Source organism: Pseudomonas sp. X10 (assembly GCF_054889225.1).
Genome location: NZ_CM142677.1, coordinates 3644514 through 3670494, shown reverse-complemented (window position 1 = coordinate 3670494; position 25981 = coordinate 3644514). Strand labels below are relative to the sequence as shown.

The following is a 25981-nucleotide window of genomic DNA, read 5'->3' as shown; positions in this document are numbered from 1 at the left end:
TGATCTGCATCAATGGCACTTTTGCCTGCGGCCCGAGCACTAAGCTGTTGAGCCTTCGAGGAATGCCCATGAACGAAACCGCACTGCAAAACAAAGCCCTGGCTGTGCTTCTGGCACTGGTCACCGTCGCCTTCATCTGGATCCTGCTGCCGTTCTATGGCGCGGTGTTCTGGGCCGTGATCCTCGGGATCCTGTTCGCCCCTCTGCAACGCCACCTGGTGCTGCGCTTTGGCCGACGGCGCAACCTGGCCGCAGGTATGACCCTTCTGGTCTGCCTGCTGATCGCCATCCTTCCGGTGATCATCATCAGCGCCCTGCTGGTGCAGGAGGGCGCGGCCCTGTACCAGCGCATCGCGAGCGGCCAACTGGACATCGCCGGCTATATCGAAAGTTTCAAGAACATGTTGCCGGCCTTCGCCCAAAATGGCTTGGAGCGCATGGGCGTGAGTGACCTGGAGGGCTTGCGCGACAAGATCGCCAAGGGCGCCATGCAGGGCAGCCAGTTCTTCGCCAGTCAGGCGTTCAGCTTCGGCCAGGGTACATTCGACTTCCTGGTGAGCTTCGGCATCATGCTCTACCTGCTGTTCTTCTTCCTGCGTGAAGGTGCCGAGCTGACGCGCAAGATCCGGCTGGCCGTGCCGCTGCCCGAACACCAGAAGCGCCGCCTGCAGCAGAAGTTCAGCCGTGTGGTGCGTGCCACAGTCAAGGGCAACCTGCTGGTGGCGATCACCCAAGGCGCCTTGGGTGGCCTCATCTTCTGGGTGCTGGGCATCCCCAGCGCGCTGGTCTGGGGTGTGCTGATGGCCTTCCTGTCATTGCTGCCGGCCGTTGGCGCGGGGCTCGTCTGGGCACCGGTGGCGGTTTACTTTCTGGCCACCGGGGCGATCTGGCAGGGCATTGTGCTGATCGCGTTCGGCGTGTTGGTGATCGGCTTGGTCGACAATCTGTTGCGGCCGATCCTGGTGGGTAAGGATACGCGTATGCCCGACTACCTGATTCTGATCTCCACCCTGGGTGGTCTGGCGGTGTTCGGTCTCAACGGGTTCGTCATCGGGCCCTTGATCGCCGCATTGTTCGTTTCCAGCTGGGCGATCTTTGCCGATACTCAGCCGCAGGTGCAGTTACCGTCTTAGCGGAAGGTATAGGAGACCCCGGCATACACGCCGAAGCCCTCCCCAGGAGTGGAGCGGGCGATATCCTGGCCGTTGTCGTTGTAACCCGGGGTCACGGTAGCGGCGTAGCGCTTGTTGGTCAGGTTGCGCAGGTCGAGCCAGGCCTGCCAGTCCTGTTTCGGTGCGTTGTAGCCCAGGCGGGCGCCGAGCAGGGCGTAAGCATCGGCCGGGTAGCTGTTGGCGTAGTCGACCTGGACCTTGGACGCCATCTGCGTGTTGATGCCGGCATAGAGGCCGCTGGGCAGGTCCAGGCGCAGCTCGGCCTGGTAGTAATGCATGGGAATGCCGGGCAGTCGGTTGTCACCGAAGGCGTCGTCGTCGCGGTAGTGGAAGTCGCTGAAGGTGTAGGCCTGGCGCAGCGACAGCTTGCCAACCCCTGCGCGTTCCCAGAGCAGGCTGTCCAGGCCAGCCTCGATACCCTGGTGCACGGTGGGGCTGGCATTGAATTCCGCGGCGGGGTTGCCAGGGACGATTTCCACCGCCAGCAGTTCGTGGCGCACCGCCGAGTAGTACCAGGCCAGGTCCCAGCGGCCGATGGCCGAGTCGCCACGGGCACCCAGTTCGAGGGTGGTGGCGGTCTGGTTCTGCATCTCGATGGGTTGGGTCTGCAGGCCAGCAATCGCTGGCGAGCTCCAGATCAGCGCCCAAGGGTGCGGTGGCTCCACCGAGCGGCTGAGGTTGCCGTACAGCTGCAGGCCAGGATTGAGGTCGTAGCGCAAGCCCAGGCGCGGAGCGTAGTCCCAGTCGTGTTGGCTGACCTTGCCGCCTCCGGCCGGGTAGGTCACGGCGCTTTCCCGTCGGGTGTAGATCATCGCCAGGCCGCTGGTGAGCCACAGGTCCGGCATCAGCTCCAGCTCGTTGCCAATGTGCACGACGCTGTCGGAGCCCTGGTAACTGAAGTCCCGGGTACGGGTGCCGATGGGCATGTCGGGGCGTGATTGCACGCGCACGAACTCCGAGGCGCCGCTGTTGGGCAAGTGCTTGGTAGTGCGCCAGCCGAGAGTGGTCTTGCTCTCACGGCCGAACAGGGTGTCGCGACGCAAGTAGTTGAGCGTGCCGCTGACATCGGTGTAGGCGACCTTGAGGCGGTTGGGGCCTTCGCGCAGGTCCATCGGATAGTCGTGATAGACCAGGCCGGCTTCCAGGCGCGAGTCGTCGTCCAGGTAGAAGGTGGTCTTATTCGCCAGCCAGGTGCTGCCCGGTTGTGGCCGACTCGCATCGCGGCTCAGGTAGAGCGGGTTGGCTGCCCGCGGATGGTGTTTGATCTGCTCCTTGGTCAGGCGCCCGGCCAGGTCGTTCTCGGTTTCCCGGTAGCGCAGGTAGAAGCGGGTTTCCAGGTTAGGGTTGAAGCGATAGCCGATGTTCGCGGCCACACCCTTGGCGCTGCCGCTACTGTGCTTCTGGTAGCCGTCGTACTCGGCGTCGGTGAGGGCAACGTAGTAATCCAGGTCGCCCAGCACTTGGCCACTGCTGATGTGCCGGCGGGCATAGCCACGGCTGCCGGCTTCGTAGCGCAGTTGCAGGGGCGCGGCATCGTAGCCTGTGTGGGTCACATAGTTGATGGCGCCACCCAGGGCCAGGGCGCCCTGGTCAAAACCGTTGGCACCCCGCAGTACCTCGGCGCGGCTCAGCCACAAGGGCTCGAACAGTTCGTAGGGGGTGCCGCCGGGGCCGGTCAGCGGCAGGCCGTCGAACATCGTATAGACCCCCGAACCATGGCTGCCTGGCGCCCGGTTGATCCCGGAGCCACGGATCGACAGCTTGATGCCATCGTTGCCGGCCGATTGGGCGAATACCCCGGGTTGGTAGGCCAGGACGTCTTGGTTGCTGGCTACACGGCCCTGTTCGACCTGTTGCAGGTCCACCAGATTGCTGGCGCCTGGCACCTGGCGCAGACGCTCCCGGGCCGCATCCAGTTCGCTCTGTGTCTGCTCCTCGATGAGCACCTGCCCTAGCTCCACGGGGGCAGCCTGTGCCGGCTGGGCTGCGAGGATGAGGCCGAGCAGGCCGAGCGAGGAAGGGAAGGGCGGAACGGGGCGCATCGAACGACTCCAGGATCTATGGCCAGTAAGTAGGCAATGGAGCTCAGACGAACGAAGTGTCGTTCAGAGCACGCCGAGGGGGTTTATCTCTTGGCAGATGCTGTTTTACCCAATCGACGACTTGCAGTGCCGGGCACGGATCGCTGGTAATAGTCACCTTCAGGAGTCGCACGTGAGCACTTACAAGCTGGTATGCCCTCATTGCAACAGCCGCCTGCGTATTCGTACCAGTGAAGGATGGCATATCTTTCTACGGGTGGCTTACCTGCAATGCACTACTGAAGCCTGTGGCTGGGCCGTGCGTGCGGAGTTCGAGATGACCTATGAACTGTCGCCCTTCCCAAAAAAAACACCCCGCCTAAGCGGGGTGCTTATCTTTCTTCGCGGAGCTATCAGCCGATCAGTTGCAACCCTGCCTGCTGGACCAGCTCCAGCAGAGGTTGCGGATAGACGCCGAGGACGAAGGCGAGGATGGCGATAGCTAGCAGCATGACGCCGCCGGTACGTTGCTCCCACTTCAGCGGGGCGTCGTGACGACGCAGGTTCGGCTCGATCAGGTACAGAGTGACCATGACGCGCAGGTAGTAGTACACGCCGATGGCACTGCCGATCACCAGCGCGCCGACCAGCCACCACAGCTGCGATTCGACGCCGGTGGCGATGATGTAGAACTTGCCGATGAAGCCGGCGGTCAGTGGGATACCGGCCAGCGACAGCATCATCACGGTCAGCACCGCAGTCAGGTATGGACGGCGCCAGAACAGGCCGCGGTACTCGTACAGGGCATCGGCGTCACGGCCACTGTAAGGCGAGGACATCAGGGTGATGACACCGAAGGCGCCCAGGCTGGTGATCACGTAAGTGACCAGGTAGACCCCGATCGCCTCGGTGGCCAGGCCCTTGCTCGCCACCAGGGCGATCAGCAGGTAGCCGAAGTGGGCGATCGACGAGTAACCGAGCAGGCGTTTGAGGTTGCTCTGGGTCAGTGCCAGCAGGTTGCCGATCAGGATCGAAGCGACCGCGATTACCGCCAGGACAGTGCTCAGCACGCCGCTGCTGGCGGCAGGGGAGAGCATGAACAGGCGAACCACCACGGCGAACACCGCGACCTTGGCGGCGGTGGCCAGGAAGGCGGCGACCGGTGCCGGGGCGCCTTCATAGACGTCTGGGGTCCATAGGTGGAAGGGAACCAGCGACAGCTTGAACGCCAGGCCGACCAGCATCATGCCCAGACCCAACTGCGCCAGCAGGCTTGGCATGCCGGTAGCAGCGAGGGCCTGGCCGATGCCGTCGAAGCTCAGGCTGCCGGCATCGGCGTAGAGCAGGGCCATGCCGAACAGCAGGAAGCCCGAACCGGCGGCCGACAGCACCATGTACTTGATACCGGCTTCCAGCGACCGCTTGTTGAAGAAGGCGTACGCGATCAGGCCGTAGACCGGCACCGACAGCAGCTCCAGGCCGATGAACAGGCCGGCCAGGTGTTGCGCGCTGACCAGCACCAGGCCGCCCAGGGCGGACATCAGCAGCAGCAGGTACAGCTCTTCGCGGTTGCCTGGGTAGCCCTTGGCGCCGTCACCCAGGTAGGCATGGGCCAGGGTTACGCAGGCCAGGGTAGCCACGAGGATCAGCGCCATGTACAGGCAGGCGAACTTGTCGATGGTCAGCAGCGGGGTGACCGCCAGGGGAGCCACTTTAAGTGCCGGCAGGATCGACAGCAGGGCCAGGTTCAGCCCCACGGTGGACAGCAGGAAGGTTTGCGAGTGGTTGCGGCGCCATGCGATCGCCAGCATCACCACGATCGTGGTGATGGTGGTGATCAACAGCGGCGCCAGCGCGATAAAGTGTTGAATCGTGAATTCCATAGCGCTCTTACCGGGCCGAAGCGAGTTGAGTGAAAGCGGAACCGAGCCACTGCTGCACACCGCTCATGGTGGCGGCAGAGGTGTCCAGGAACGGCTGCGGATAGACGCCCAGCACAATCAGCAGGACCGCCAAGCCCAGCACCATGATCAGCTCGCGGCCGTCCATGCCAGCCAGTATGGTGTCGGACTTGGCCGGGCCGAAGTAGGCACGGTGGATCATGATCAGCGAGTAGACCGAACCGAAGACCAGGCCACAGGTGGCGATCACGGTGATCCATGGCACGCTGGCGAAGCTGCCGATCAGGATCAGGAACTCACCGACGAAGTTGCCGGTACCTGGCAAGCCCAGCGAGGCGGCTGCGAAGAACAGGCTGATGGCCGGCAGGTAAGCGATACGGTGCCATACACCACCCATCTGGCGCATGTCACGGGTGTGTAGGCGTTCGTACAGCTGGCCACTCAGGATAAACAGCGCGGCGGCCGACAGGCCGTGGGCCAGCATCTGGATCACCGCGCCTTGCAGGGCCTGCTGGCTGCCGGAGTAGATGCCGATCAGCACGAAGCCCATGTGCGAGACGCTGGAGAAGGCGATCAGGCGCTTGATGTCGGTCTGCGCGAAGGCCAGGAAGGCCCCGTAGAAGATACCGATCAGGCCCAGGGTCATGGCGACTGGGGCGAACTCGGCCGAGGCGTTCGGGAACAGCGGCAGGGCGAAGCGCAGCAAGCCGTAGGCCGCAGTCTTCAGCAGGATGCCGGCCAGGTCGACGGAGCCTGCGGTCGGCGCCTGGGCGTGGGCGTCAGGCAGCCAGGAGTGGAACGGCACCACCGGCAGCTTCACCGCGAAGGCGATGAAGAAGCCGAGCATCAGCAGGTACTCGGTGCCGGCCGGCAGTTCGGCCTTCAGTAGGTCGGTGTAGTTGAAGGTGATGATACCGGTGTTGCTGTAGTTGACCAGGACCAGGCCAAGGATCGCCACCAGCATGATCAGGCCGCTGGCCTGGGTGAAGATGAAGAACTTGGTCGCAGCGTAGATCCGGGTCTTCTTGCCGTCCGAAGAGCTGTGACCCCAGAGCGCGATGAGGAAATACATCGGCACCAGCATCATTTCCCAGAAGAAGAAGAACAGGAACAGGTCCAGGGCCAGGAACACACCGACCACTCCGCCAAGGATCCACATCAGGTTGAGGTGGAAGAAGCCGACGTGGCGCTGGATCTCTTTCCAGGAGCAGAGGACCGACAGCACACCGAGCAGACCGGTGAGCAGGATCATCAGCAGCGACAGGCCATCGAGGGCCAGGTGCAGGCTGATGCCGAAGCGTTCGATCCACAGGACCTTGAATTCCAGGGTCCAGTTCGGGTCGACGCCCGGGGCAGGGGCCAGGGTGTAGTCCCCGTTGGCCCACAGCCAGAGGCCGATACCAAGCAGCAGGGACATGGTCAGCAGCGCGATCCAGCGTGGCAGGGTGGCGCCGAAGCGCTCACCCAGCCAGCACAGCAGGCCGCCGATGAAGGGGATCAGGATCAGCCAAGGCAAAATCATGACGGGCTCAATTCCTTTCGCAAAGTCGCAAGGTTCATAGTCATACCGCAGCCATCAGTACGGCACCGAGCACGAGCACGGCACCTACGGCGATCGAAGCGGTGTACCAGCGCAGCTGGCCGGTCTCGGTCTTGCTCATGGCGACGTGTCCGCCGCGAGCCATCCGAGGAATCAGGCCGATGCTGCGGTCAACCGGATCCTTGCGCAGGATGTGGCTGATCAGCAGGTAAGGTTTGACGAACAGCTTGTCGTAGATCCAGTCGAAGCCCCAGGCGGCGAACCACCAGGCCGAGAGGATACGGCCGATGCCGCTGTTGGCGATGGCGGTGACCAGGCGGCGCTTGCCCAGGAACAGCACTGCGGCCAGCAGGATGCCGGCGATGGCGATGGCGCCCGAGGCGATCTCCAGGCTGTGCTTGGCTTCGCCACCGGCATGGCCGGCGCTCTGCGGCAGGACACCCGCCAGTGGCGGATGGATCCAGGCGCCGACGAAGGTCGACAGCACGATCAGCACGCCCAGTGGCAGCCAGTGGGAGATGCCGTGGCCAGCGTGGGCTTCGGTCTTGGCTTCGCCGTGGAAGGCGATGAAGATCAAGCGGAAGGTGTACAGCGAGGTCATGAAGGCACCGAGCAGGCCGGCGTACAGCAGATTGCTGTGGCCGCTGGCGAAGGCTTCCCAGAGGATCTCGTCCTTGGAGTAGAAGCCGGCGGTGAGGATCGGCAGGGCAGCCAGGGCAGCGCCACCGACCACGAAGCTGGCATAGGCCAGCGGCAGCTTCTTCCACAGGCCGCCCATCTTGAAGATGTTCTGCTCGTGGTGGCAGGCGACGATCACCGCACCGGAAGCAAGGAACAGCAGGGCCTTGAAGAAGGCGTGGGTCATCAGGTGGAAGATCGCGCCTTCCCAGGCACCGACGCCCAGGGCCAGGAACATGTAGCCGATCTGGCTCATGGTCGAGTAGGCGAGGATACGTTTGATGTCGGTCTGGACCAGCGCGGCGAAGCCGGCCAGGACCAGGGTCACGCCACCGATGATGCCCACCAGGTGCAGGATGTCCGGCGCCAGCAGGAACAGGCCGTGGGTACGGGCGATCAGGTAGACACCGGCGGTCACCATGGTCGCGGCGTGGATCAGTGCCGAAACCGGAGTCGGGCCCGCCATCGCGTCGGCCAGCCAGGTCTGCAGCGGCAGTTGGGCGGACTTGCCGACCGCGCCACCGAGCAGCATCAGGGTCGCCAGGACCATCCAGGTGTCGCCAGCCTGGAATTTCTGCGGCGCCAGCACCAGCAGCTCTTGGATATTAAGGGTGCCCAGCTGGACGAACAGGATGAACAGGCCGATGGCCATGAACACATCGCCGATGCGGGTGACGATGAAGGCCTTGAGTGCCGCGTTACCGTTGTTGCGGTTGCTGTAGTAGAAACCGATCAACAGGTAGGAGCACAGGCCCACGCCTTCCCAGCCGAAGTAGATGAACAGCAGGTTGTCGCCCAGCACCAGGAACAGCATGCTGGCGATGAACAGGTTGGTGTACGCGAAGAAGCGCGAGTAGCCGGCTTCGCCGCGCATGTACCAGGACGCGAACAGGTGGATCAGGAAGCCCACCCCGGTCACCACGCCGAGCATGGTGACCGACAGGCCGTCCAGGTACAGGGTAAAGTTCGGCGCGAAGCCGTCCACCGACATCCACTGCCACAGCAGCTGGCTGTACGCGCCGCCTTCAGGCGGAGCGACATTGAACTGCCAGATCACGTAGGCGGAGACCGCGGCCGAGAGGCCCACGGAGCCGACGCCGATCAGCGCGGACAGGTTCTCCGAGAACCGACCGCGGGAGAACGACAGCAGCAGGAAGCCGATCAGGGGGAAGACGAAGGTCAGAAAGAGAAGGTTCATCCGCGCATCTCACTGGCAGCATCGATGTCGAGAGTGTGGAAGCGGCGATATAGTTGCAGCAGGATCGCCAGGCCGATACTGGCCTCGGCCGCCGCGAGGCTGATCACCAGGATGAACATGACTTGTCCATCCGGTTGCACCCAGCGTGCGCCAGCAACGACGAACGCCAGGGCAGAGGCGTTCATCATGATTTCCAGGCTCATCAGCACGAAAAGAATGTTGCGCCGGACCATCAGGCCGACCAGACCGAGGCTGAACAGGATGCCGGCGACAGCCAGGCCATGTTCGAGAGGAATTGCAGACATGTGATTACTCCTTCGCCTCGTTGCGGCCGAGGTGGAACGCCGTCACCGCTGCGGCGAGCAGCAGCATCGAGGCCAGTTCAACCACCAGCAGGTAAGGACCAAACAGGCTGATGCCGACGGTTTTGGCGTCGACGGTGGTGCCGCTGATGGCGGCGCCGCTCGGTTCGGCGAACAGCACGTAGAGCAGTTCGAGCAGCAGCAGCGCGCCCAGGAACACCGGGCCTGCCCAGATGCCTGGCTTGAGCCAGCCACGTTCCTGGGCGACCGCAGCCGGGCCCAGGTTGAGCATCATCACCACGAAGACGAACAGCACCATGATGGCGCCAGCGTAGGCGATCACTTCCAGGGCGCCGGCAAACGGCGCGCCGAGGGCGAAGAAGGTCATCGCCACAGCGATCAGGGAAATGATCAGGTAGAGCAGGGCGTGCACAGGGTTGGTGTTGGTGATCACCCTGAGGGTGGACACCACCGCGACACCGGATGCGAAATAGAAAGCGAATTCCATCTTTCTTCCTTATGGGAGCAAGCTCTTCACGTTGATCGGCTCGGCCTCGTTCTGCGCGGCGCCTTTCGGCTTGCCGGCAATGGCCATACCTGCAACACGGTAGAAGTTGTAGTCAGGGTTCTTGCCGGGGCCGGAGATCAGCAGATCTTCTTTCTCGTACACCAGGTCCTGACGCTTGAACTCGGCCATTTCGAAATCCGGAGTGAGCTGGATCGCGGTGGTCGGGCAGGCTTCTTCGCACAGGCCGCAGAAGATGCAGCGCGAGAAGTTGATGCGGAAGAACTCGGGATACCAGCGGCCGTCCTCGGTCTCGGCCTTCTGCAACGAGATGCAGCCGACCGGGCAGGCTACGGCGCAGAGGTTGCAGGCAACGCAGCGCTCCTCGCCATCGGGGTCGCGGGTGAGGACGATGCGGCCGCGGTAGCGCGGCGGCAGGTAGACCGGTTCTTCCGGGTACTGCAGGGTGTCGCGTTTACGGAAACCGTGGGAGAACACCATCACCAGGCTGCGCAGCTGGGTGCCGGTGCCCTTCACGATGTCGCCAATATATTTGAACATGGGTCAAATCCTCACTGGGCCGCAACAGCTGGCGTGTTGTAGAGCACAACAGCAGCGGTCACCAGCAAATTGATCAGGGTCAGCGGCAGGCAGAACTTCCAGCTGAAGTCCATCACCTGGTCATAGCGTGGGCGCGGGATCGAGGCGCGCAGCAGGATGAACAGCATGATGAAGAACGCGGTCTTGAGGGCGAACCACAGGAACGGAACCTGTGGCAGCAGGCCGAACGGGCCATGCCAGCCGCCGAAGAACAGGGTCACCAGCAGCGCCGAGATCAGGATGATGCCGATGTACTCACCGACGAAGAACATGCCCCACTTCATGCCGGCATACTCGATGTGGTAGCCGTCGGCCAGTTCCTGCTCCGCTTCCGGCTGGTCGAAGGGGTGACGGTGCGTCACGGCCACGCCAGCGATGAAGAAGGTGCAGAAGCCGAAGAACTGCGGAATGATGAACCACAGGTTCTGCGCCTGGTAGTCGACGATGTCGCGCATGTTGAAGGAGCCCACCTGGACCACCACGCCCATCAGCGCCAGGCCCAGGAACACCTCGTACGACACGGTCTGCGCCGAGGCCCGCAGGGCGCCGAGCAGGGCGTACTTGTTGTTCGAGGCCCAACCGGCGAACAGCACCGCGTAGACCGACAGGCCGGCCATGGCGAAGAAGAACAGCAGGCCGATGTTCAGGTCCGCGACACCCCAGGTCGGGGTGATCGGGATGACCACGAAGGCGATCAGCAGGGCGCTCATGGCCACGACCGGTGCCAGGGTGAAGATCACGCGATCGACGAAGGGTGGGTTCCAGTCTTCCTTGAAGAACATCTTCAGCATGTCGGCAGCGATCTGGAACATGCCGAACGGGCCTACGCGGTTAGGACCATAGCGGTCCTGCCACCAGCCCAGCAGGCGGCGCTCGACGAAGCTGAGCAGCGCGCCGCACACCACCACCGCCAGTAGGACCACGATGGCCTTGACGACAGAGAGGATCACTTCGATCACTTCGGGGGTGAACCAGCTCATTGTGCTGCCTCCTGCAGGCCTTCGACGGATGCGCCGAAGATGGCTGGCGGGATACCGGCCAGGCCTTTCGGCAGGGCGACCAGGCCTGCGCCCAGTTCTTCATTGACACGCAGTGGCAGGCGCAGGGTCTGGCCGGCCACGCTCAGGCTGAGCATGGCGCCGTCGTTGACGCCCAGGCGGTCCGCCTCGGACTTGGCCAGGGCCACGTAGGCCTGCGGGATGCGCTCCTGCACCGGAGCGGCGCGCGAGGAGTTCTCCTCACTGCCGAACAGGTGGTAGAACGGCACGGCCTTCCAGGTGCCGCGAACCGGGTTGAAGGCACCCGGAATGGCGCTGAACCAGCCCAGGCGATCGCCTTGGGACTCGATCAGGCGTACGCCTGGATCGCCAGCACGCAGGTGGCCGCCGACCTCATCCTGAAACTTGTTCCAGGCCTGGGGCGAGTTCCAGCCCGGCGACCAAGCGAACGGCACCTGCTGGCGCGGTTCGGCCGAGCCCGAGTAGCCTTCCATGGAGAAGGAGAACGCGGTGTCCTTGTCTTGCGGGGTGCGCGGCTCGTGCACGCTGATGTTGGCGCGCATGGCGGTACGACCGGAGTAGCGCAGCGGTTCGCGGGCCAGTTTCAGGCCCTTGATGCGGAACGCGGCCGATGGCGCGGCGTTGACGATGCCGGCCAGTTGCGGCGCGGCTTCGGCGCAGGCGCTGGTGACGTGGTCCAGCTGGGTCCAGTCGACCGGCTTGTTCAGCAGAGTCGCACGCAGGGCGTGCATCCAGCGCCAGCCTTCGTGGACCAGGATGCTGGCGTCCAGGTAGGTCGGATCGAAGACCTGGAAGAAACGCTGGGCACGGCCTTCCTGGCTGACCAGGGTGCCGTCGCCTTCGGCGAAGGAGGCGGCCGGCAGCACCAGGTCGGCGCGGTCGGTGGTGGCGGTCTTCTGGTGGTCGGCGACGATCACCACCTTGGCTGCGGCCAGGGCGGCGTCGACCTTGGCTGCGGAAACACGGCTGTACAGGTCGTTCTCGAGGACGACGATGGCGTCGGCCTTGCCGCTGATCACAGCGTCGAGAGCGTCGTCGATGGACTCGCCACCGAGCATGGCCATACCGAGGCTGTTGGCTTCAGGCACCACCAGGCTCAACGAACCGTTCTTCTCACGCAGTTTCAGGGCTTTGGCGATGTTCGCCGCAGCTTCGATCAGTGCTGGCGAGGCCAGCGAAGTACCGGAGACGATCAGCGGACGCTGGGCGGCGACCAGGGCATCGGCGATGCGCTTGGCCAGTTCCAGGGCCTCGGCATCCAGGCCTTCGACGGCCGGGGCGCTCGGGTCGATGGCGTGGGCCACGGCGAAGCCGAGGCGGGCCAGGTCGTCCGGCGCGGCGTGCACGCATTCTTCGGCGACGTCATCGAGCTTGGTCTCGGCCAGGCTGGCGATGAACAGCGGGTACATGGCGTGCTGGCCGATGTTCTTGACGGCGGCGTCGAGCCAAGGCTGTACGCGCATGGCGTCGGCCATGGCCTCGGCCTTGCCCTTGACCGACTGGCGCAGGGCCAGGGCGACGCGGGCGGCGGTCTGGGTCAGGTCTTCGCCGAGGACGAACACGGCGTCGTGGTCTTCCATCTCGCGCAGGGTCGGGACCGGCAGCGGGCTGTCGTTCAGCACCTGCAGGGCCAGGCGCACGCGGGCCAGCTCACCGGCCTCCATGCCCGAGTAGAAGTAGTCGGCGCCGACCAGCTCGCGCAGGCCGTAGTTGCTTTCCAGGCTGGCGCGTGGCGAGCCGATGCCGACGATGGTGCGGCCGCGCAGCATGTCGGCGGCCTTGTCCAGGGCAGCGTCCAGGCTCAGCTTGGTGCCGTCGGCCAGCAGCGGCTGGCGTGGGCGGTCCTTGCGGTTGACATAGCCGTAGCCGAAGCGCCCGCGGTCGCACAGGAAGTACTGGTTGACCGAGCCGTTGAAGCGGTTCTCGATCCGGCGTAGCTCACCGTAACGTTCGCCCGGGCTGATGTTGCAACCGCTGGAGCAGCCATGGCAGATGCTCGGGGCGAATTGCATGTCCCACTTGCGGTTGTAGCGCTCGGAGTGGGTCTTGTCGGTGAACACACCGGTCGGGCAGACCTCGGTCAGATTGCCGGAGAACTCGCTCTCCAGGGCACCGTCCTCGACGCGGCCGAAGTACACGTTGTCGTGGGCGCCATAGACACCCAGGTCGGTGCCGCCGGCATAGTCCTTGTAGTAGCGCACGCAGCGGTAGCAGGCGATGCAGCGGTTCATCTCGTGGGCGATGAACGGGCCGAGGTCCTGGTTCTGGTGGGTACGCTTGGTGAAACGGTAACGGCGCTCGTTATGGCCGGTCATCACCGTCATGTCTTGCAGGTGGCAGTGACCGCCTTCCTCGCACACCGGGCAGTCGTGCGGGTGGTTGGTCATCAGCCATTCGACGACGCTGGCACGGAAGACCTTGGCTTCTTCGTCTTCGATGGAGATCCAGGTGCCGTCGGAGGCAGGGGTCATGCAGGACATGACGATACGACCGCGGGTGTCGTTTTCGTCGGTGTACTGCTTGACCGCGCACTGCCGGCAGGCACCGACGCTACCAAGCGCCGGGTGCCAGCAGAAATAGGGGATGTCGAGGCCGAGCGACAGACAGGCCTGTAACAGGTTGTCTGCGCCGTTGACTTCGAGCTCTTTGCCGTCTACGTGGATAGTGGCCATGGTTCAAAGTTCTTCGTTGGCCCGCGTGGGCGGGCGTGGCTAATGGAAATCTGTGTGCCTGCGGCCCGCGCCGGCAATTCCGGGCGAGCTGTCGAGGCAGCGGGCGGCACGGACCACCCGCGTTTCATTTGTTATGCGCCGACCACAATCGGCTTGGCCAGGTTCGGGCGCAGGGCGGCGCTGCCAGTGGCAGCGATGCCGGCCTCGAACTCCGGACGGAAATACTTGATGGCGCTGCCCAGTGGCTCGACGGCGCCTGGGGCATGTGCACAGAAGGTCTTGCCTGGGCCGAGGAAGCCGACCAGACCCAGCAGGGTCTCGATATCGCCGGGCTGACCTTGGCCTTTCTCGAGGGCGCGCAGGAGCTTGACGCTCCACGGCAGGCCATCGCGGCACGGGGTGCAGAAGCCGCAGGACTCGCGGGCGAAGAACTCTTCCATGTTACGCAGCAGCGACACCATGTTGATGCTGTCGTCCACTGCCATGGCCAGGCCCGTACCCATACGGGTGCCGACCTTGGCGATGCCGCCGGCGTACATCTGGGCGTCCAGGTGCTCGGGCAGCAGGAAGCCGGTACCGGCACCGCCAGGCTGCCAGCACTTGAGCTTGAAGCCGTCGCGCATGCCACCGGCGTAGTCTTCGAACAGCTCGCGGGCAGTGACGCCGAAAGGCAGTTCCCACAAGCCCGGGTTCTTCACCTTGCCGGAGAAGCCCATCAGTTTGGTACCGTGGTCTTCGCTGCCTTCACGGGCCAGGGACTTGTACCAGTCGATGCCGTTGCCGACGATGGCCGGCACGTTGCACAGGGTCTCGACGTTGTTCACGCAGGTCGGCTTGCCCCACACGCCCACGGCAGCAGGGAAGGGTGGTTTGGAGCGTGGGTTGGCGCGGCGGCCTTCGAGGGAGTTGATCAGTGCGGTTTCTTCACCGCAGATATAGCGGCCGGCACCAGTGTGGACGAACAGCTCGAAGTCGAAGCCGCTGCCGAGGATGTTCTTGCCCAGCAGGCCCGCGGCCTTGGCTTCCTCGACCGCGCGGTTGAGGTTGCGAGCTGCGGTGGTGTATTCGCCACGCAGGAAGATGTAGCCGCGGTAGGCCTTCAGCGCACGGGCGCTGATCAGCATACCTTCGATCAGCAGATGGGGCTGTTGCTCCATCAGCATGCGGTCTTTCCAGGTGTTCGGTTCCATCTCATCCGCGTTGCACAGCAGGTAGCGGATGTTCAGGGACTCGTCCTTGGGCATCAGGCCCCATTTGACGCCAGTCGGGAAGCCCGCGCCGCCCCGCCCCTTGAGGCCGGAATCCTTGACGGTCTGGACGATATCGTCCTGGGACATCTGCGCCAGGGCCTTGCGGGCGGCGGCGTAGCCGTTCTTGGCCTGGTACTCCTCGAGCCAGATCGGCTCGCCGTCGTCGCGCAGGCGCCAGGTCAGCGGGTGGGTCTCGGCGGACCGCGCAATGCGGTTGGCCGGGCCGAAGGAAGTGATGGTCATGCGTAGCCCTCCAGCAGTTTGGCCACGCCGGCAGGTTGCACGTCGCCAAAGGTATCGTCGTCGATCATCAGTGCCGGGGCCTTGTCGCAGTTACCCAGGCAGCACACTGGCAGCAGGGTGAAGCGACCGTCCGGGGTGGTCTGGCCCAGGCCGATGCCCAGCTCGTTCTGGATCTGGCTGACGACGGACTCGTGGCCGCCGATATAGCAGACCATGCTGTCGCAGACGCGGATGATGTGCCGGCCGACCGGCTGACGGAAGATCTGACTATAGAAGGTGGCCACGCCTTCGACGTCGCTGGCGGGAATCCCCAGCACTTCGCCGATGGCATAGATGGCGCCGTCCGGCACCCAGCCGCGTTCCTTCTGGACGATCTTCAGGGCTTCGATGGACGCCGCGCGCGGGTCCTCGTAGTGATGCATCTCGTGCTCGATGGCCGAGCGCTCGGTTTCGCTCAGGACGAAACGGTCGGTTTGGATAAGCGTGCTGTTCATGCTTAGCGGTCCACGTCAGCCATAACGAAGTCGATACTGCCCAGGTACGCGATGAGGTCGGCGACCATGCTGCCGCGGATCACCGAAGGGATCTGTTGCAGGTGCGCGTAGCTCGGGGTACGGATCCGGGTGCGGTAGCTCATGGTGCCGCCATCGCTCGTCAGGTAGTAACTGTTGATGCCCTTGGTCGCCTCGATCATCTGGAAGGACTCGTTGGCCGGCATGACCGGGCCCCACGAGACCTGCAGGAAGTGGGTGATCAGGGTTTCGATGTGCTGCAGGGTGCGCTCTTTCGGTGGCGGCGTGGTCAGCGGGTGATCCGCCTTGTACGGGCCTTCCGGCATGTTGCGCAGGCACTGGTCGATGATACGGATACTCTGGCGCATCTCTTCGACACGGACCATGCAGCGATCGTAGGCATCGCCGTTGTGGGCCAGCGGTACTTCGAACTCGAAGTTCTCGTAGCCGGAGTAGGGGCGGGCTTTACGCAGGTCGAAGTCCAGGCCGGTGGAACGCAGGCCGGCACCGGTGACGCCCCACTCCAGGGCTTCCTTGGTGTTGTACTGGGCAACGCCGATGGTCCGCCCTTTGAGGATGCTGTTCTGCAGGGCGGCCTTGGTGTATTCGTCCAGGCGCTTGGGCAGCCACTCGACGAAGTCCTTGACCAGCTTGTCCCATCCGCGTGGCAGGTCGTGGGCAACGCCCCCGATGCGGTACCAGGCCGGGTGCAGGCGAAAGCCCGTGATGGCCTCGATCACGGTGTAGGCGCGCTGACGGTCGGTGAAGGTGAAGAACACTGGCGTCATGGCGCCGACGTCCTGGATGTAGGTGCCCAGGAACAGCAGGTGGCTGGTGATGCGGAAGAACTCGGCGAGCATGATGCGGATCACGTCGACCTTCTGCGGCACCTGGATGCCGGCCAGCTTCTCCACCGCCAGCACGTACGGCAGGTTGTTCATCACCCCGCCGAGGTAGTCGATGCGGTCGGTGTAGGGGATGAAGCTGTGCCAGGACTGGCGCTCGGCCATCTTTTCGGCACCACGGTGGTGGTAGCCGATGTCCGGGACGCAGTCGATGATCTCTTCGCCGTCCAGTTGCAGGACGATACGGAAGGCGCCGTGGGCCGAAGGGTGGTTCGGGCCCAGGTTGAGGAACATGTAGTCTTCGTTGGCGCCGTGGCGCTTCATGCCCCAGGCTTCAGGGTTGAAGCGCGCGGATTCTTCTTCCAACTGCTGCTTGGCCAGGTTCAGGGTGAACGGGTCGAACTCGGTGGCGCGGGCAGGGAAGTCCTTGCGCAGTGGGTGGCCTTCCCAAGTCGGCGGCATGAGGATGCGCGACAGGTGCGGGTGGCCGGCGAAGTCGATGCCGAACATGTCCCAGACTTCACGCTCGTACCAGTTGGCATTGGGCCACAGGCTGGTCACGGTGGGCAGGTTCAGGTCGTTCTCGCTCAGGGCGACCTTGATCATCACGTCGCTGTTCCGTTCCACCGAGAGCAGGTGGTAGAACACGCTGAAGTCGGCACTTGGCAGGCCACGGCGCTGGGTGCGCAGGCGCTCGTCGACGCCGTGCAGGTCGTACAGCATGCTGTACGGTTTGGCGACGTTGCGCAGGAAGGTCAGGACTTCGATCAGCTTGGCACGGGTAACCCAGAGCACCGGCATGCCGGTACGGGTCTCTTGGGCGACGAACGCCTCCGGGCCGAATTTGTTGTTCAGTTCGACGACCACATCTTGGTCGTCAGCCTTGTAAGGCGGAATATAAATAGCGGTGTCCGCTGTCATGGTCTCGGTCGCTTTCGGTCAACGTAGAGAATGAAGCCAGGCCGCCGGTTCGCTGGAACGGGCGGCAGGTCGCTGGATCAGACTTCGTCGGGGCTGCGCAGGTTGGTGACCTGGATGCGCTGTTCACGACGCAGATCTTTCTGGGCAGGCATCTCGGCACGGTAAATGCCTTGATCACCAACAACCCAGGAAAGCGGGCGTCGCTCCTGGCCAATCGACTCCTGCAGCAGCATCAGGCCTTGCAGGAAAGCTTCAGGGCGAGGCGGGCAGCCAGGCACGTAGACATCCACGGGGAGGAACTTGTCGACCCCCTGAACGACCGAGTAAATGTCGTACATGCCACCGGAGTTGGCGCACGAACCCATGGAGATCACCCACTTCGGTTCGAGCATCTGCTCGTACAGGCGCTGGATGATCGGCGCCATCTTGATGAAGCAGGTACCGGCGACGACCATGAAGTCGGCCTGGCGCGGCGAAGCCCGGATGACTTCGGCGCCGAAGCGGGCGATGTCGTGGGGCGCCGTGAAGGCCGTGGTCATTTCCACGTAGCAGCAGGACAGGCCGAAGTTGTACGGCCAGAGGGAGTTCTTGCGGCCCCAGTTGACCGCGCCACGCAGCACATCCTCAAGCTTGCCCATGAAGATGTTCTTGTGGACCTGGTCCTCTAGCAGCGAGTCGGAGACGGTTTCCCGGTCCCCGACTGGATACTGCTCGTTGGGCGCATCCGGATCGATTCTGGTGAGATTGTATTGCATTGCCAAAGCCTCATTGTTTCAGCTTCGCTTGCCGCTTGCGACGACCCACGGGAGCCCAATCGAGCGCCCCGACCCGCCAAAGGTAGACAAGACCAGCCAACAGAATTGCTATGAAAACGAGTGCTTCGACGAATCCGGTCCAGCCGCTTTCGCGGACGGACACAGACCAGGCAAAGAGAAAGAGGGCTTCGATATCGAAGATCACGAACAGCATCGCGACCAGATAGAATTTGGCGGACAGGCGCAGGCGGGCGCTGCCGACGGGCAGCATGCCCGATTCGAAGGGCTCGTTCTTGCTGCGGCCCCATGCCTTGCTACCGAGCAGGCTGGACAGACCGAGCATGAAGGCGCAAAGGCCGACGACACCCAGAAGGAAGATGGCAAGGCCCCAGTTGTGGGCGATCAGTCCTGTCGAATCGGACATGCTAGAAATCCTTATACAGAGACCCAGCTCTGCAGTCTGAAATAAGTAATGCAGTGACGAAATGTCGCAGCGGAATCTATCGCGCTGATTTTATGGGTAAACCCGTAGCAAGTAAAATTTCTGCAGCAAATTTATTCGTAGGATTAAGAACAAAAATCTTTCGTAACTGGCTGTAGCCCTTGAAAAATGGGCATTCCGCCGGCTTTTGTTAATTATGTTTCTTGCCTGGCGTAATGAATCCTTACTTCCTCAATGATAATTAGTCTCATTACGATTTGATCATTGGTCTTACTTGTACCAGGTCCTCTAAGGCTCATTGTGTACCCCTCGCAGTACTTGCAAAGAAACTGCGCAGGTTCTAGCAGTTTTTGGCCACCTGCGAACCGCTCTGGGTCAATACTTTATCGATTGAGCTGTGATTCGCTGAGGTGGCGATCGCCCATTGGCCAGCCCAGTAGGTCAGGATGATCAGGTACTGTGCCGCAGCGAAGGCGGACACGAAACGGTCGATGCCGATCAGGCTATCGGACAACACGAATGCACAGGCGCCCAAGGCTGCCAGTCCGCCGCAGGCCAGGGCGCGCCAGAGCATGGCGCTGATCGCCAGGGCGTACAAGGCGACGGGGATCATCAGTGGTCCCAGGCCATGGCTGGCGAGCAGGCTGAACAGGACTACGCCGCTGGCGGTGGAGAACAGCAGAGCCGCAATGGCAAGCCGTCGGGTCCTGACGCAGTAACCGCGCAGATAGGCCAAGTGTGCGCAGAGGAACGCCGCTAGGCCGAACACGAACAGGTCTCCAGGGACCGCCAGCAGGATATCGCCCAGTACCGAGAAGCCTAGGCCAATCATGATCCAGTGGCGATAAGGCGTGGCCGGTGTAGCGCGCAGCCAGAGGATCAGGACCAGTACCGGAACGGGTTTGGCCAGTAGGCAGAGGATGGCATTGCCGCTGGTCAGTGCATATAAATAGAGGGCAGCGGCGACCAGGGCCAATACGAACAGTCTGGTTGGGCGGGACATGGAGGGTCCTTGCTGGTGTCGTGGCCCAAGCATAGACGTATATATCCCGGGCCGCGCAGCACCTTGGAGCCGGCCGCGCCGCGCGTATGCGCGACACCCAGAATGCTGTCGCTGCGCGACAGGTCGTGGGCAAGCCCGCTCACAGGGTAGGCGCCGTGCTTGTGACATTTGTTCGCTGCACGACAGCGCGGACCAAAGGGGGGCGGTTTCCTAGGGGATTGCGTGCAACCAATAAAGAAGGCCCGGGCACCCTCACGGGCTCCGGGCCTTCTTTACTTCAGCAGCAAACCGCTATCAGTGGAACTGCTCTTCCTCAGTCGACCCGGTCAGGGCGGTCACCGACGAAGCGCCACCCTGGATCACGGTGGTCATGTCATCGAAGTAGCCGGTGCCCACTTCCTGCTGGTGCGCTACGAAGGTGTAGCCTTTGTTGGCGTCGGCGAATTCCTGCTCCTGCAGTTTGACGTAGGCGGTCATGTCGTTGCGGGCGTAGTCGTGCGCCAGGTTGAACATGCCGTGCCACATGTTGTGGATGCCGGCCAGGGTGATGAACTGGTGCTTGTAGCCCATGGCCGACAGCTCGCGCTGGAACTTGGCGATGGTGGCGTCGTCCAGGTTCTTCTTCCAGTTGAAGGAAGGCGAGCAGTTGTACGACAGGATCTGGTCCGGGTATTCCTTTTTGATCGCCTCGGCGAAGCGGCGGGCTTCTTCCAGGTCCGGCTTGGCGGTTTCGCACCAGATCAGGTCGGCGTAAGGGGCGTAGGCCAGGCCGCGGGAGATGGCTTGGTCGAGGCCAGCACGCACTTTGTAGAAGCCTTCGCGGGTACGCTCGCCGACGACGAACGGCTGGTCGTACGGGTCGCAGTCACTGGTCAGCAGGTCAGCGGCGTTAGCATCAGTACGGGCCAGGATGATGGTCGGCACACCGGCTACGTCTGCGGCCAGGCGGGCAGCGACCAGCTTCTGCACGGCTTCTTGGGTCGGCACCAGTACCTTGCCACCCATGTGGCCGCACTTCTTCACCGAAGCCAGCTGGTCTTCGAAGTGCACGCCAGCGGCACCGGCTTCGATCATGTTCTTCATCAGTTCGTAGGCGTTCAGCACGCCGCCGAAGCCGGCTTCGGCATCGGCCACGATCGGGGCGAAGTAATCGACGTAGCCGTCATCGCCCGGGTTCTTGCCGGCTTTCCACTGGATCTGGTCGGCGCGACGGAACGAGTTGTTGATGCGCTTGACCACGGTCGGTACCGAGTCGACCGGGTACAGCGACTGGTCGGGGTACATGGACTCGGCCGAGTTGTTGTCGGCGGCAACCTGCCAGCCGGACAGGTAGATGGCCTGGATGCCGGCCTTGACCTGCTGAACTGCCTGGCCACCGGTCAGGGCACCCATGCAGTTGACGAAATCTTTTTCTGGGCGGAAGGACGGGTGGGCACCTTCGGTGACCAGCTTCCACAGTTTTTCTGCACCCAGGCGGGCCAGGGTGTACTCCGGTTGTAGGGAGCCACGCAGGCGAACGACATCAGCGGCGGTGTAGGTACGGGTCACGCCTTTCCAGCGCGGGTTCTCGGCCCAGTCTTTTTCGAGGGCTGCAATTTGCTGTTCGCGTGTCAGTGCCATGGAAATAAACCTCGTCGCATCGATCTTGGGTAAATGTGCTCGTGCTCGTGACGCGGATCAGAGGCCTTGGCGGCTGTCCTGTCTGGCGAGATGGCGGCGGCGAACGAGGAGGCTCGAAGGGGAAGGGGTGCAGGCCAGGCGAAGGTGTGTTGCTGCAGGCAGGCTCGTGGATGCCGTACTGCGGTTCAACAGGGATTGCCAAGTACTGCGGTGATGCGCTTCCGTCCCTCGGGACAACTTCTTCGTTGCAGTCGCAATCCCATCAAACTGCCTTGTGGGCCGTATAGACACGAGACGCCTCCAGGGGTAGGGAGGAGCGCGTCTCGAAGGCCCTTGCCAGGGCCTCTGATTAGCGGGAGCGGGGCCATCATGCCTCTGCTAAACAGGACTCGTCAAATGTTTTGTAGTGTTTTTTCATGCTCACTACATCTTTCGTCTAATGCGACTCGCCAGTCAGTTTCAAGGCCTTTGGTCGAGGCCTTGATTTGTCTGGGATCAGTCCAGGGCGTCGACTTTGACACGCAAAGTCATGTTTTCACCCAGCTGGGTGCTGTAACTGAGGCTTGACGCACTGCGTTCGGTCTGGCTCTGCTGATTGAACCCCGCCAAGGTGATCCACTCGCCGAGCCTGCCAGTGATATTTGTGTCGGTGCTTTGTACTTTCACTACATCGGCACGTTCCCCGCTCATTCGATCATTATTGGTGCTGATCGCCAGATGAACCGTGTCACCGCTGAGGCTCGCCGTCACGTAGAAGCCCTGGGTGACATTGCGGTATTCGGTGTCGCTCTGCACCCGGCCGTAGCCGTCGGTGCTGGTGCTGGTGACTGGCACGCTTTGGCCGATCTGGATCAGCGCCGGCTTGCCTTCGCTGGCCTGCACCTGTTGCAGGCCGCCGTCCCGGTTGGCCGTGCCATAACGGATGACCCGCGCATTGCCGCGGTTGTCCTGGACGTTGCTGTCATCGTTGTCGACGCTGATCAGCAGGCGGCGAGGGACGGTGTCCAGTTGCTGCAACAGGGTGCGCAGGTCATCGATGCGTTCGGGGCTGGCATTGACGATCAGCTTGTTCTCGAAGCTGCTGACCGTGCCGTCCTTGCCGAGGAAGGATTGGACGGTGGGCAGCAGCTCGGCGCTGGTACGGTGCTGCAGCGGCAGTACTTCGGTGGCGGCCTGGGCGCCTAGGCTGGCAGCCAGCAACAGGGAAGCGAGGAGGGGGCGTAGCGGCATGTCCATGATCTCCGCGGGTGGAAAGGCCATGATGGCAAATTTGCTCGTGTTTCGCTGGTCACAGCTCAATTCTCTCGACAATCCTGTACTGAACCTTTGTTTCGCCACCCCGGTCGGATTGGCAATAGAGGGTATGGAGGGTCGCTCCCCCATGAAAACCTGCCTGGGTATGCTGCTTTGCCTGCTGCTGAATACAGCGGTGGCGTCGGACGGCATGCGCATCAAACAGTTGCAACGTTGCGGCGACCTGCTTGCCCAAGAAGTGCAGCATTGGTGTTTACGCGTCGAAGGCTTGGGCCAGGGGGCGCCGACTGTCTGGCTGGATGACAGGCCATTGCCAGCCGAAATCATCCAGCGCAAAGGCGACACCCTGCGGGTGAAACTGGACAAGCCCGCCCAGCGCAGCGCTCCGCTCTGGCTGGAAGCGAGCGGCCAGCGCAGCAATCCGGTATGGCTGACCCAGCGGCGCAGCCACGTCGTCGCGGCTGGCCCTGATGAAGTAGCGAAGAATATGGACGGCCTGACGACCTACCTGGACCTGGTCAGCCTGCTGATCGAAGAGCAGCACGACGGACTGAAGGAAGCCCGACGCATCGCCGGCAAGTATGGCGCCAAGGTGGTCGGTGCGATCCCGCCCTTGAATGTCTACCAGTTGCGCCTCCCGGTCCGTGGCCTGGTCCAGCGCGATGCCCTGATCTTGCGCATGGGCAGTGAAGCCAGTGTCGACGCAATGATCATCGAGGAGTCGGCCCCGGAGGGTGGCGAAGAGGGTGCTGCCGGCCGGGCAGCGAAGGCGACCAGTCAGGCGGACGAATGGGCGTCGAACCGCTTCATGGACGCCCTCTACTACTACCAGCGGCGCATTCCCGCTTCAAAAATCCCGGTACAGCCCATTCGGGTCGGGGTGATCGAGCGGGAGGTGGATTTCGATACGCCCGGCTTTTCAACCTACCGGGGGCGTTGCCAACCTGGGCACACTTGCCTGTATGCCCGTGATGGCGACCGTGCCGAGAGCCATGGCAGTTATGTCGCCGGCATCCTCGCGGCCAGAGGCAAGGGTGCTCAAAGTGGTTTCCTCACGGGGTTGGGCGCTTCCAGTCCGGGGTTCGACGTCATCGTCGAGCGCAACTCCGATGCTGGCATCACCGCCAATATCGCCGCGTCGGTCAACCTGGTGGAGGACGGTGTGCGGGTGCTGAACTGGAGCTGGGGCATCCATCGGGTCGGGGCCAAGGACATTGCCGGGGACGAAGTCGATTCGCTGGTGCGTTCGGGCCTGGCGATGAGCGGCTACGAGGAACTGTTGGAAGAGTTCTTCCTTTGGTTGCGCAAGGAGCATCCTGACGTGGTGGTGGTCAATTCGGCTGGTAACGGGGCTTCCTGGTCCGGCACCGACGAGTACCGTCTGCCGTCTTCCTTCATTACCGAGCAACTGCTGGTGGTCGGTGGCCATCAGCGCAGTGAGCGGAACACGCCGGTGGAGAACCCGGCCCACGTGGTCAAGCGCGACAGCTCGAACATCGACATGCGCGTGGATGTCAGCGCCGCCGCCTGCATCCGGACGGGCGCTGGCAAAGAGGCGCACTGTGGCACCTCCTATGCCACGCCGCTGGTCACCGCGACCGTGGCCACCATGTTGTCGATCAACCCGTCACTGACGCCGGAGCAGGTGCGCATGCTGCTGCGCCGCAGTGCTCTGACCTTGGGGACAGAGCAGGACTTCGAGGCCATGGATGCCGAAGACCTGACCGCGCCGATCCTGCCCTCCGAACGCAATGGCCAACTGCATCACCCTGACCTGGGGCGCTCGGCCAGGCTGGACATGCAACGTGCCCTGGACCTGGCAGTGCAGAGCCTGGACCGGGTGCGCTGACACGCGCCGTGGTGGCCGCTGCCAGACAAATTTCGTAACATCGCTCCTCGTTTTTTTTACGCTTCGGCCAAACGGGGCCTGGACGGTAGATTTGGATGCGCCGCCGTCCCTGCGGGAGCGGTGGTGTGTGTGAGTTCACCGCACGGTCCAGTGGCCGGACAAACCACAGGAAACCCATGAAACCAGCCCGCCTTCGCGCCGACGTGCTCGCCGGCCTGACCACGTCGTTCGCCCTGGTGCCCGAGTGCATCGCCTTTGCCCTGGTCGCCCACCTCAACCCACTGATGGGCCTGTACGGCGCTTTCATCATCTGTACCCTGACGGCTTTGTTCGGCGGCCGCCCTGGCATGATTTCCGGTGCAGCCGGATCGATGGCGGTGGTGATCGTCGCGCTGGTGGTGCAGCACGGCGTGCAGTACCTGCTGGCTACGGTGTTGCTTGGCGGGTTGCTGATGATCCTGTTCGGCGCACTGCGCCTGGGCAAGCTGGTGCGGCTAGTGCCGTACCCGGTGATGCTCGGGTTCGTCAACGGCCTGGCCATCGTTATTGCCTTGGCTCAGATGGAGCACTTCAAGGCTGGCGGGCACTGGCTCAGCGGCCCTTCGCTGTATCTGATGCTGGGACTGGTGGCCCTGACTATGCTGGTGGTCTACCTGCTGCCGCGCCTGACCCGTGCCGTACCGCCAGCGCTGATCGCCATCCTCGGAGTCGGCGTGCTGGTGTACCTGCTCGATCTACCGACCCGTACCCTCGGTGACATGGCCCAAATCGCCGGTGGCCTGCCGCAGTTGGCCTGGCCGGAGGTGCCCTGGAGCCTTGAGACCTTGAGGATCATCGCCCCCTACGCGGTGCTGATGGCCATGGTCGGCCTACTGGAGACCCTGCTGACCCTCAACCTCACCGACGAGATCACCGAGAGCCGTGGCTTCCCTGACCGCGAATGCATGGCTCTGGGCGCGGCCAACATGGTCTCCGGGCTGTGCGGCGGCATGGGTGGTTGCGCGATGATCGGCCAGACCGTGATTAACCTCAGCTCAGGTGGCCGTGGTCGCCTGTCCGGGGTGGTCGCCGGGGTGATGATCCTGCTGTTCGTCCTGTTTCTTTCACCGCTGATCGAACGCATTCCACTGGCGGCGCTGGTCGGGGTGATGTTCGTGGTGGCCCAGCAGACCTTCGCCTGGGCCTCGCTGCGGGTGCTGCGCAGGGTGCCGGCCAGCGATGTGTTGGCGATCATCGCGGTGACGGTGGTCACGGTGCTCACTGACCTGGCCACGGCGGTGCTGTTCGGCATTGTCATCGCTGCGGTCAATTTCGCTTGGCAGCATGCGCGTGAGTTGTATGCCGACAGCCATGAGGACGATGAGGGCGGCAAGGTCTACCAGGTGCACGGGACGCTGTTCTTCGCCTCCAGCACACCGTTCCTCAATCAGTTCGACCCGGCCAATGACCCGCCGCGGGTGACCCTGGATTGCCAGCACCTGAGCTTTGTCGACTATTCGGCGATTGCCGCGTTGAAGACGTTGCGTGAGCGCTATGCCAAGGCGGGCAAGCACCTGCGGGTGGTGCACTTGTCTGAAAGGTGCAAACAGTTGCTCAAGCGGGCAGGGGAACAGCAGGCCTGACAACGGCGAGACTACGCCCCTGCAGAAGCCGGCAAGCCAGGTCCTGCAGGGGCGTGG

The 25981-nt window shown here is 63.2% G+C and carries 21 protein-coding genes; 4 read left to right on the top strand and 17 right to left on the bottom strand.

Annotation, left to right across the window (positions count from 1 at the left end; translation table 11 throughout):
* Positions 1–68 precede the first annotated feature (68 nt).
* Positions 69–1133: an AI-2E family transporter gene (locus tag ACYU03_RS16790; protein WP_461885766.1), complete on the top strand. Its 1065-nt coding sequence runs from the start codon at positions 69–71 to the stop codon at positions 1131–1133.
* Here the strand turns inward: ACYU03_RS16790 and ACYU03_RS16785 are convergent.
* Entirely contained in the window at positions 1130–3214 is a 2085-nt protein-coding gene (locus ACYU03_RS16785; protein WP_461885765.1) for a TonB-dependent receptor family protein, read from the bottom strand. The genes ACYU03_RS16790 and ACYU03_RS16785 overlap by 4 nt on opposite strands.
* A 172-nt stretch (positions 3215–3386) precedes the next feature.
* Here ACYU03_RS16785 and ACYU03_RS16780 point away from each other — a divergent pair, with 172 nt between their 5' ends.
* Positions 3387–3695: an Ogr/Delta-like zinc finger protein gene (locus tag ACYU03_RS16780; RefSeq protein ID WP_461885764.1), complete on the top strand. Its 309-nt coding sequence runs from the start codon at positions 3387–3389 to the stop codon at positions 3693–3695.
* Here ACYU03_RS16780 and nuoN read toward each other — a convergent pair.
* From nuoN to ACYU03_RS16700, 16 genes are all read right to left on the bottom strand, one after another.
* Positions 3607–5076 (bottom strand): NADH-quinone oxidoreductase subunit NuoN, encoded by a 1470-nt coding sequence (gene nuoN, locus ACYU03_RS16775; RefSeq protein ID WP_461885763.1) that lies wholly within the window; start codon positions 5074–5076, stop codon positions 3607–3609. The two genes, ACYU03_RS16780 and nuoN, sit on opposite strands and share 89 nt — an antisense overlap.
* A 7-nt stretch (positions 5077–5083) precedes the next feature.
* A complete protein-coding gene (gene nuoM, locus ACYU03_RS16770) occupies positions 5084–6616 on the bottom strand; it encodes an NADH-quinone oxidoreductase subunit M (protein ID WP_461885762.1) in 1533 nt (510 codons plus the stop codon).
* Positions 6617–6656: 40 nt separating this feature from the next.
* Positions 6657–8510, bottom strand: a complete 1854-nt coding sequence (gene nuoL, locus ACYU03_RS16765; protein ID WP_461885761.1) for an NADH-quinone oxidoreductase subunit L — start codon at positions 8508–8510, stop codon at positions 6657–6659.
* Positions 8507–8815, bottom strand: coding sequence for an NADH-quinone oxidoreductase subunit NuoK (gene nuoK, locus ACYU03_RS16760; RefSeq protein ID WP_461885760.1), 309 nt, complete (start codon positions 8813–8815; stop codon positions 8507–8509). The genes nuoL and nuoK overlap by 4 nt, the downstream gene beginning before the upstream one ends.
* Before the next feature lie 4 nt (positions 8816–8819).
* Entirely contained in the window at positions 8820–9320 is a 501-nt protein-coding gene (gene nuoJ / locus ACYU03_RS16755; RefSeq protein ID WP_461885759.1) for an NADH-quinone oxidoreductase subunit J, read from the bottom strand.
* 9 nt (positions 9321–9329) lie between these two features.
* Positions 9330–9878, bottom strand: a complete 549-nt coding sequence (gene nuoI / locus ACYU03_RS16750; RefSeq protein WP_043209143.1) for an NADH-quinone oxidoreductase subunit NuoI — start codon at positions 9876–9878, stop codon at positions 9330–9332.
* 11 nt (positions 9879–9889) lie between these two features.
* Positions 9890–10897 (bottom strand): NADH-quinone oxidoreductase subunit NuoH, encoded by a 1008-nt coding sequence (gene nuoH / locus ACYU03_RS16745; RefSeq protein WP_461885758.1) that lies wholly within the window; start codon positions 10895–10897, stop codon positions 9890–9892.
* Complete coding sequence (gene nuoG / locus ACYU03_RS16740; RefSeq protein WP_461885757.1) at positions 10894–13608, bottom strand: NADH-quinone oxidoreductase subunit NuoG; 2715 nt, start codon at positions 13606–13608, stop codon at positions 10894–10896. Before nuoG ends, nuoH begins: the two co-directional genes overlap by 4 nt.
* Positions 13609–13739: 131 nt before the next feature.
* Positions 13740–15101: an NADH-quinone oxidoreductase subunit NuoF gene (gene nuoF / locus ACYU03_RS16735; RefSeq protein WP_461885756.1), complete on the bottom strand. Its 1362-nt coding sequence runs from the start codon at positions 15099–15101 to the stop codon at positions 13740–13742.
* Positions 15098–15595, bottom strand: coding sequence for an NADH-quinone oxidoreductase subunit NuoE (gene nuoE, locus ACYU03_RS16730; RefSeq protein WP_461885755.1), 498 nt, complete (start codon positions 15593–15595; stop codon positions 15098–15100). Before nuoE ends, nuoF begins: the two co-directional genes overlap by 4 nt.
* A 2-nt stretch (positions 15596–15597) precedes the next feature.
* Positions 15598–17379, bottom strand: a complete 1782-nt coding sequence (nuoC, locus tag ACYU03_RS16725) for an NADH-quinone oxidoreductase subunit C/D (RefSeq protein WP_461885754.1) — start codon at positions 17377–17379, stop codon at positions 15598–15600.
* A gap of 77 nt (positions 17380–17456) precedes the next feature.
* Positions 17457–18134, bottom strand: coding sequence for an NADH-quinone oxidoreductase subunit B (locus ACYU03_RS16720; RefSeq protein WP_461885753.1), 678 nt, complete (start codon positions 18132–18134; stop codon positions 17457–17459).
* 10 nt (positions 18135–18144) lie between these two features.
* On the bottom strand, positions 18145–18558 hold the full coding sequence (locus ACYU03_RS16715) for an NADH-quinone oxidoreductase subunit A (protein WP_461885752.1): 414 nt from the start codon (positions 18556–18558) through the stop codon (positions 18145–18147).
* A gap of 358 nt (positions 18559–18916) precedes the next feature.
* Positions 18917–19579, bottom strand: a complete 663-nt coding sequence (locus ACYU03_RS16710; RefSeq protein WP_461885751.1) for a lysoplasmalogenase — start codon at positions 19577–19579, stop codon at positions 18917–18919.
* A 294-nt stretch (positions 19580–19873) separates the two neighbouring features.
* Positions 19874–21199: an isocitrate lyase gene (gene aceA / locus ACYU03_RS16705; RefSeq protein ID WP_461885750.1), complete on the bottom strand. Its 1326-nt coding sequence runs from the start codon at positions 21197–21199 to the stop codon at positions 19874–19876.
* A gap of 495 nt (positions 21200–21694) precedes the next feature.
* Complete coding sequence (locus ACYU03_RS16700) at positions 21695–22459, bottom strand: secretin N-terminal domain-containing protein (RefSeq protein ID WP_461885749.1); 765 nt, start codon at positions 22457–22459, stop codon at positions 21695–21697.
* 121 nt (positions 22460–22580) lie between these two features.
* On the opposite strand from ACYU03_RS16700, the gene ACYU03_RS16695 reads away from it, so the two are divergent.
* On the top strand, positions 22581–24302 hold the full coding sequence (locus tag ACYU03_RS16695) for a S8/S53 family peptidase (protein ID WP_461885748.1): 1722 nt from the start codon (positions 22581–22583) through the stop codon (positions 24300–24302).
* 176 nt (positions 24303–24478) lie between these two features.
* A complete protein-coding gene (locus ACYU03_RS16690; protein ID WP_461885747.1) occupies positions 24479–25924 on the top strand; it encodes a SulP family inorganic anion transporter in 1446 nt (481 codons plus the stop codon).
* Positions 25925–25981 lie beyond the last annotated feature (57 nt).

Bases quoted from the DNA above. Each gene is read 5' to 3' on its own strand.
- ACYU03_RS16790 (WP_461885766.1), top strand. From the start codon at position 69: ATGAACGAAACCGCACTGCAAAACAAAGCCCTGGCTGTGCTTCTGGCA.
- ACYU03_RS16785 (WP_461885765.1), bottom strand. From the start codon at position 3,214: ATGCGCCCCGTTCCGCCCTTCCCTTCCTCGCTCGGCCTGCTCGGCCTC.
- nuoN (WP_461885763.1), bottom strand. From the start codon at position 5,076: ATGGAATTCACGATTCAACACTTTATCGCGCTGGCGCCGCTGTTGATC.
- nuoM (WP_461885762.1), bottom strand. From the start codon at position 6,616: ATGATTTTGCCTTGGCTGATCCTGATCCCCTTCATCGGCGGCCTGCTG.
- nuoL (WP_461885761.1), bottom strand. From the start codon at position 8,510: ATGAACCTTCTCTTTCTGACCTTCGTCTTCCCCCTGATCGGCTTCCTG.
- nuoK (WP_461885760.1), bottom strand. From the start codon at position 8,815: ATGTCTGCAATTCCTCTCGAACATGGCCTGGCTGTCGCCGGCATCCTG.
- nuoJ (WP_461885759.1), bottom strand. From the start codon at position 9,320: ATGGAATTCGCTTTCTATTTCGCATCCGGTGTCGCGGTGGTGTCCACC.
- nuoI (WP_043209143.1), bottom strand. From the start codon at position 9,878: ATGTTCAAATATATTGGCGACATCGTGAAGGGCACCGGCACCCAGCTG.
- nuoH (WP_461885758.1), bottom strand. From the start codon at position 10,897: ATGAGCTGGTTCACCCCCGAAGTGATCGAAGTGATCCTCTCTGTCGTC.
- nuoG (WP_461885757.1), bottom strand. From the start codon at position 13,608: ATGGCCACTATCCACGTAGACGGCAAAGAGCTCGAAGTCAACGGCGCA.
- nuoF (WP_461885756.1), bottom strand. From the start codon at position 15,101: ATGACCATCACTTCCTTCGGCCCGGCCAACCGCATTGCGCGGTCCGCC.
- nuoE (WP_461885755.1), bottom strand. From the start codon at position 15,595: ATGAACAGCACGCTTATCCAAACCGACCGTTTCGTCCTGAGCGAAACC.
- nuoC (WP_461885754.1), bottom strand. From the start codon at position 17,379: ATGACAGCGGACACCGCTATTTATATTCCGCCTTACAAGGCTGACGAC.
- ACYU03_RS16720 (WP_461885753.1), bottom strand. From the start codon at position 18,134: ATGCAATACAATCTCACCAGAATCGATCCGGATGCGCCCAACGAGCAG.
- ACYU03_RS16715 (WP_461885752.1), bottom strand. From the start codon at position 18,558: ATGTCCGATTCGACAGGACTGATCGCCCACAACTGGGGCCTTGCCATC.
- ACYU03_RS16710 (WP_461885751.1), bottom strand. From the start codon at position 19,579: ATGTCCCGCCCAACCAGACTGTTCGTATTGGCCCTGGTCGCCGCTGCC.
- aceA (WP_461885750.1), bottom strand. From the start codon at position 21,199: ATGGCACTGACACGCGAACAGCAAATTGCAGCCCTCGAAAAAGACTGG.
- ACYU03_RS16700 (WP_461885749.1), bottom strand. From the start codon at position 22,459: ATGGCCTTTCCACCCGCGGAGATCATGGACATGCCGCTACGCCCCCTC.
- ACYU03_RS16695 (WP_461885748.1), top strand. From the start codon at position 22,581: ATGAAAACCTGCCTGGGTATGCTGCTTTGCCTGCTGCTGAATACAGCG.
- ACYU03_RS16690 (WP_461885747.1), top strand. From the start codon at position 24,479: ATGAAACCAGCCCGCCTTCGCGCCGACGTGCTCGCCGGCCTGACCACG.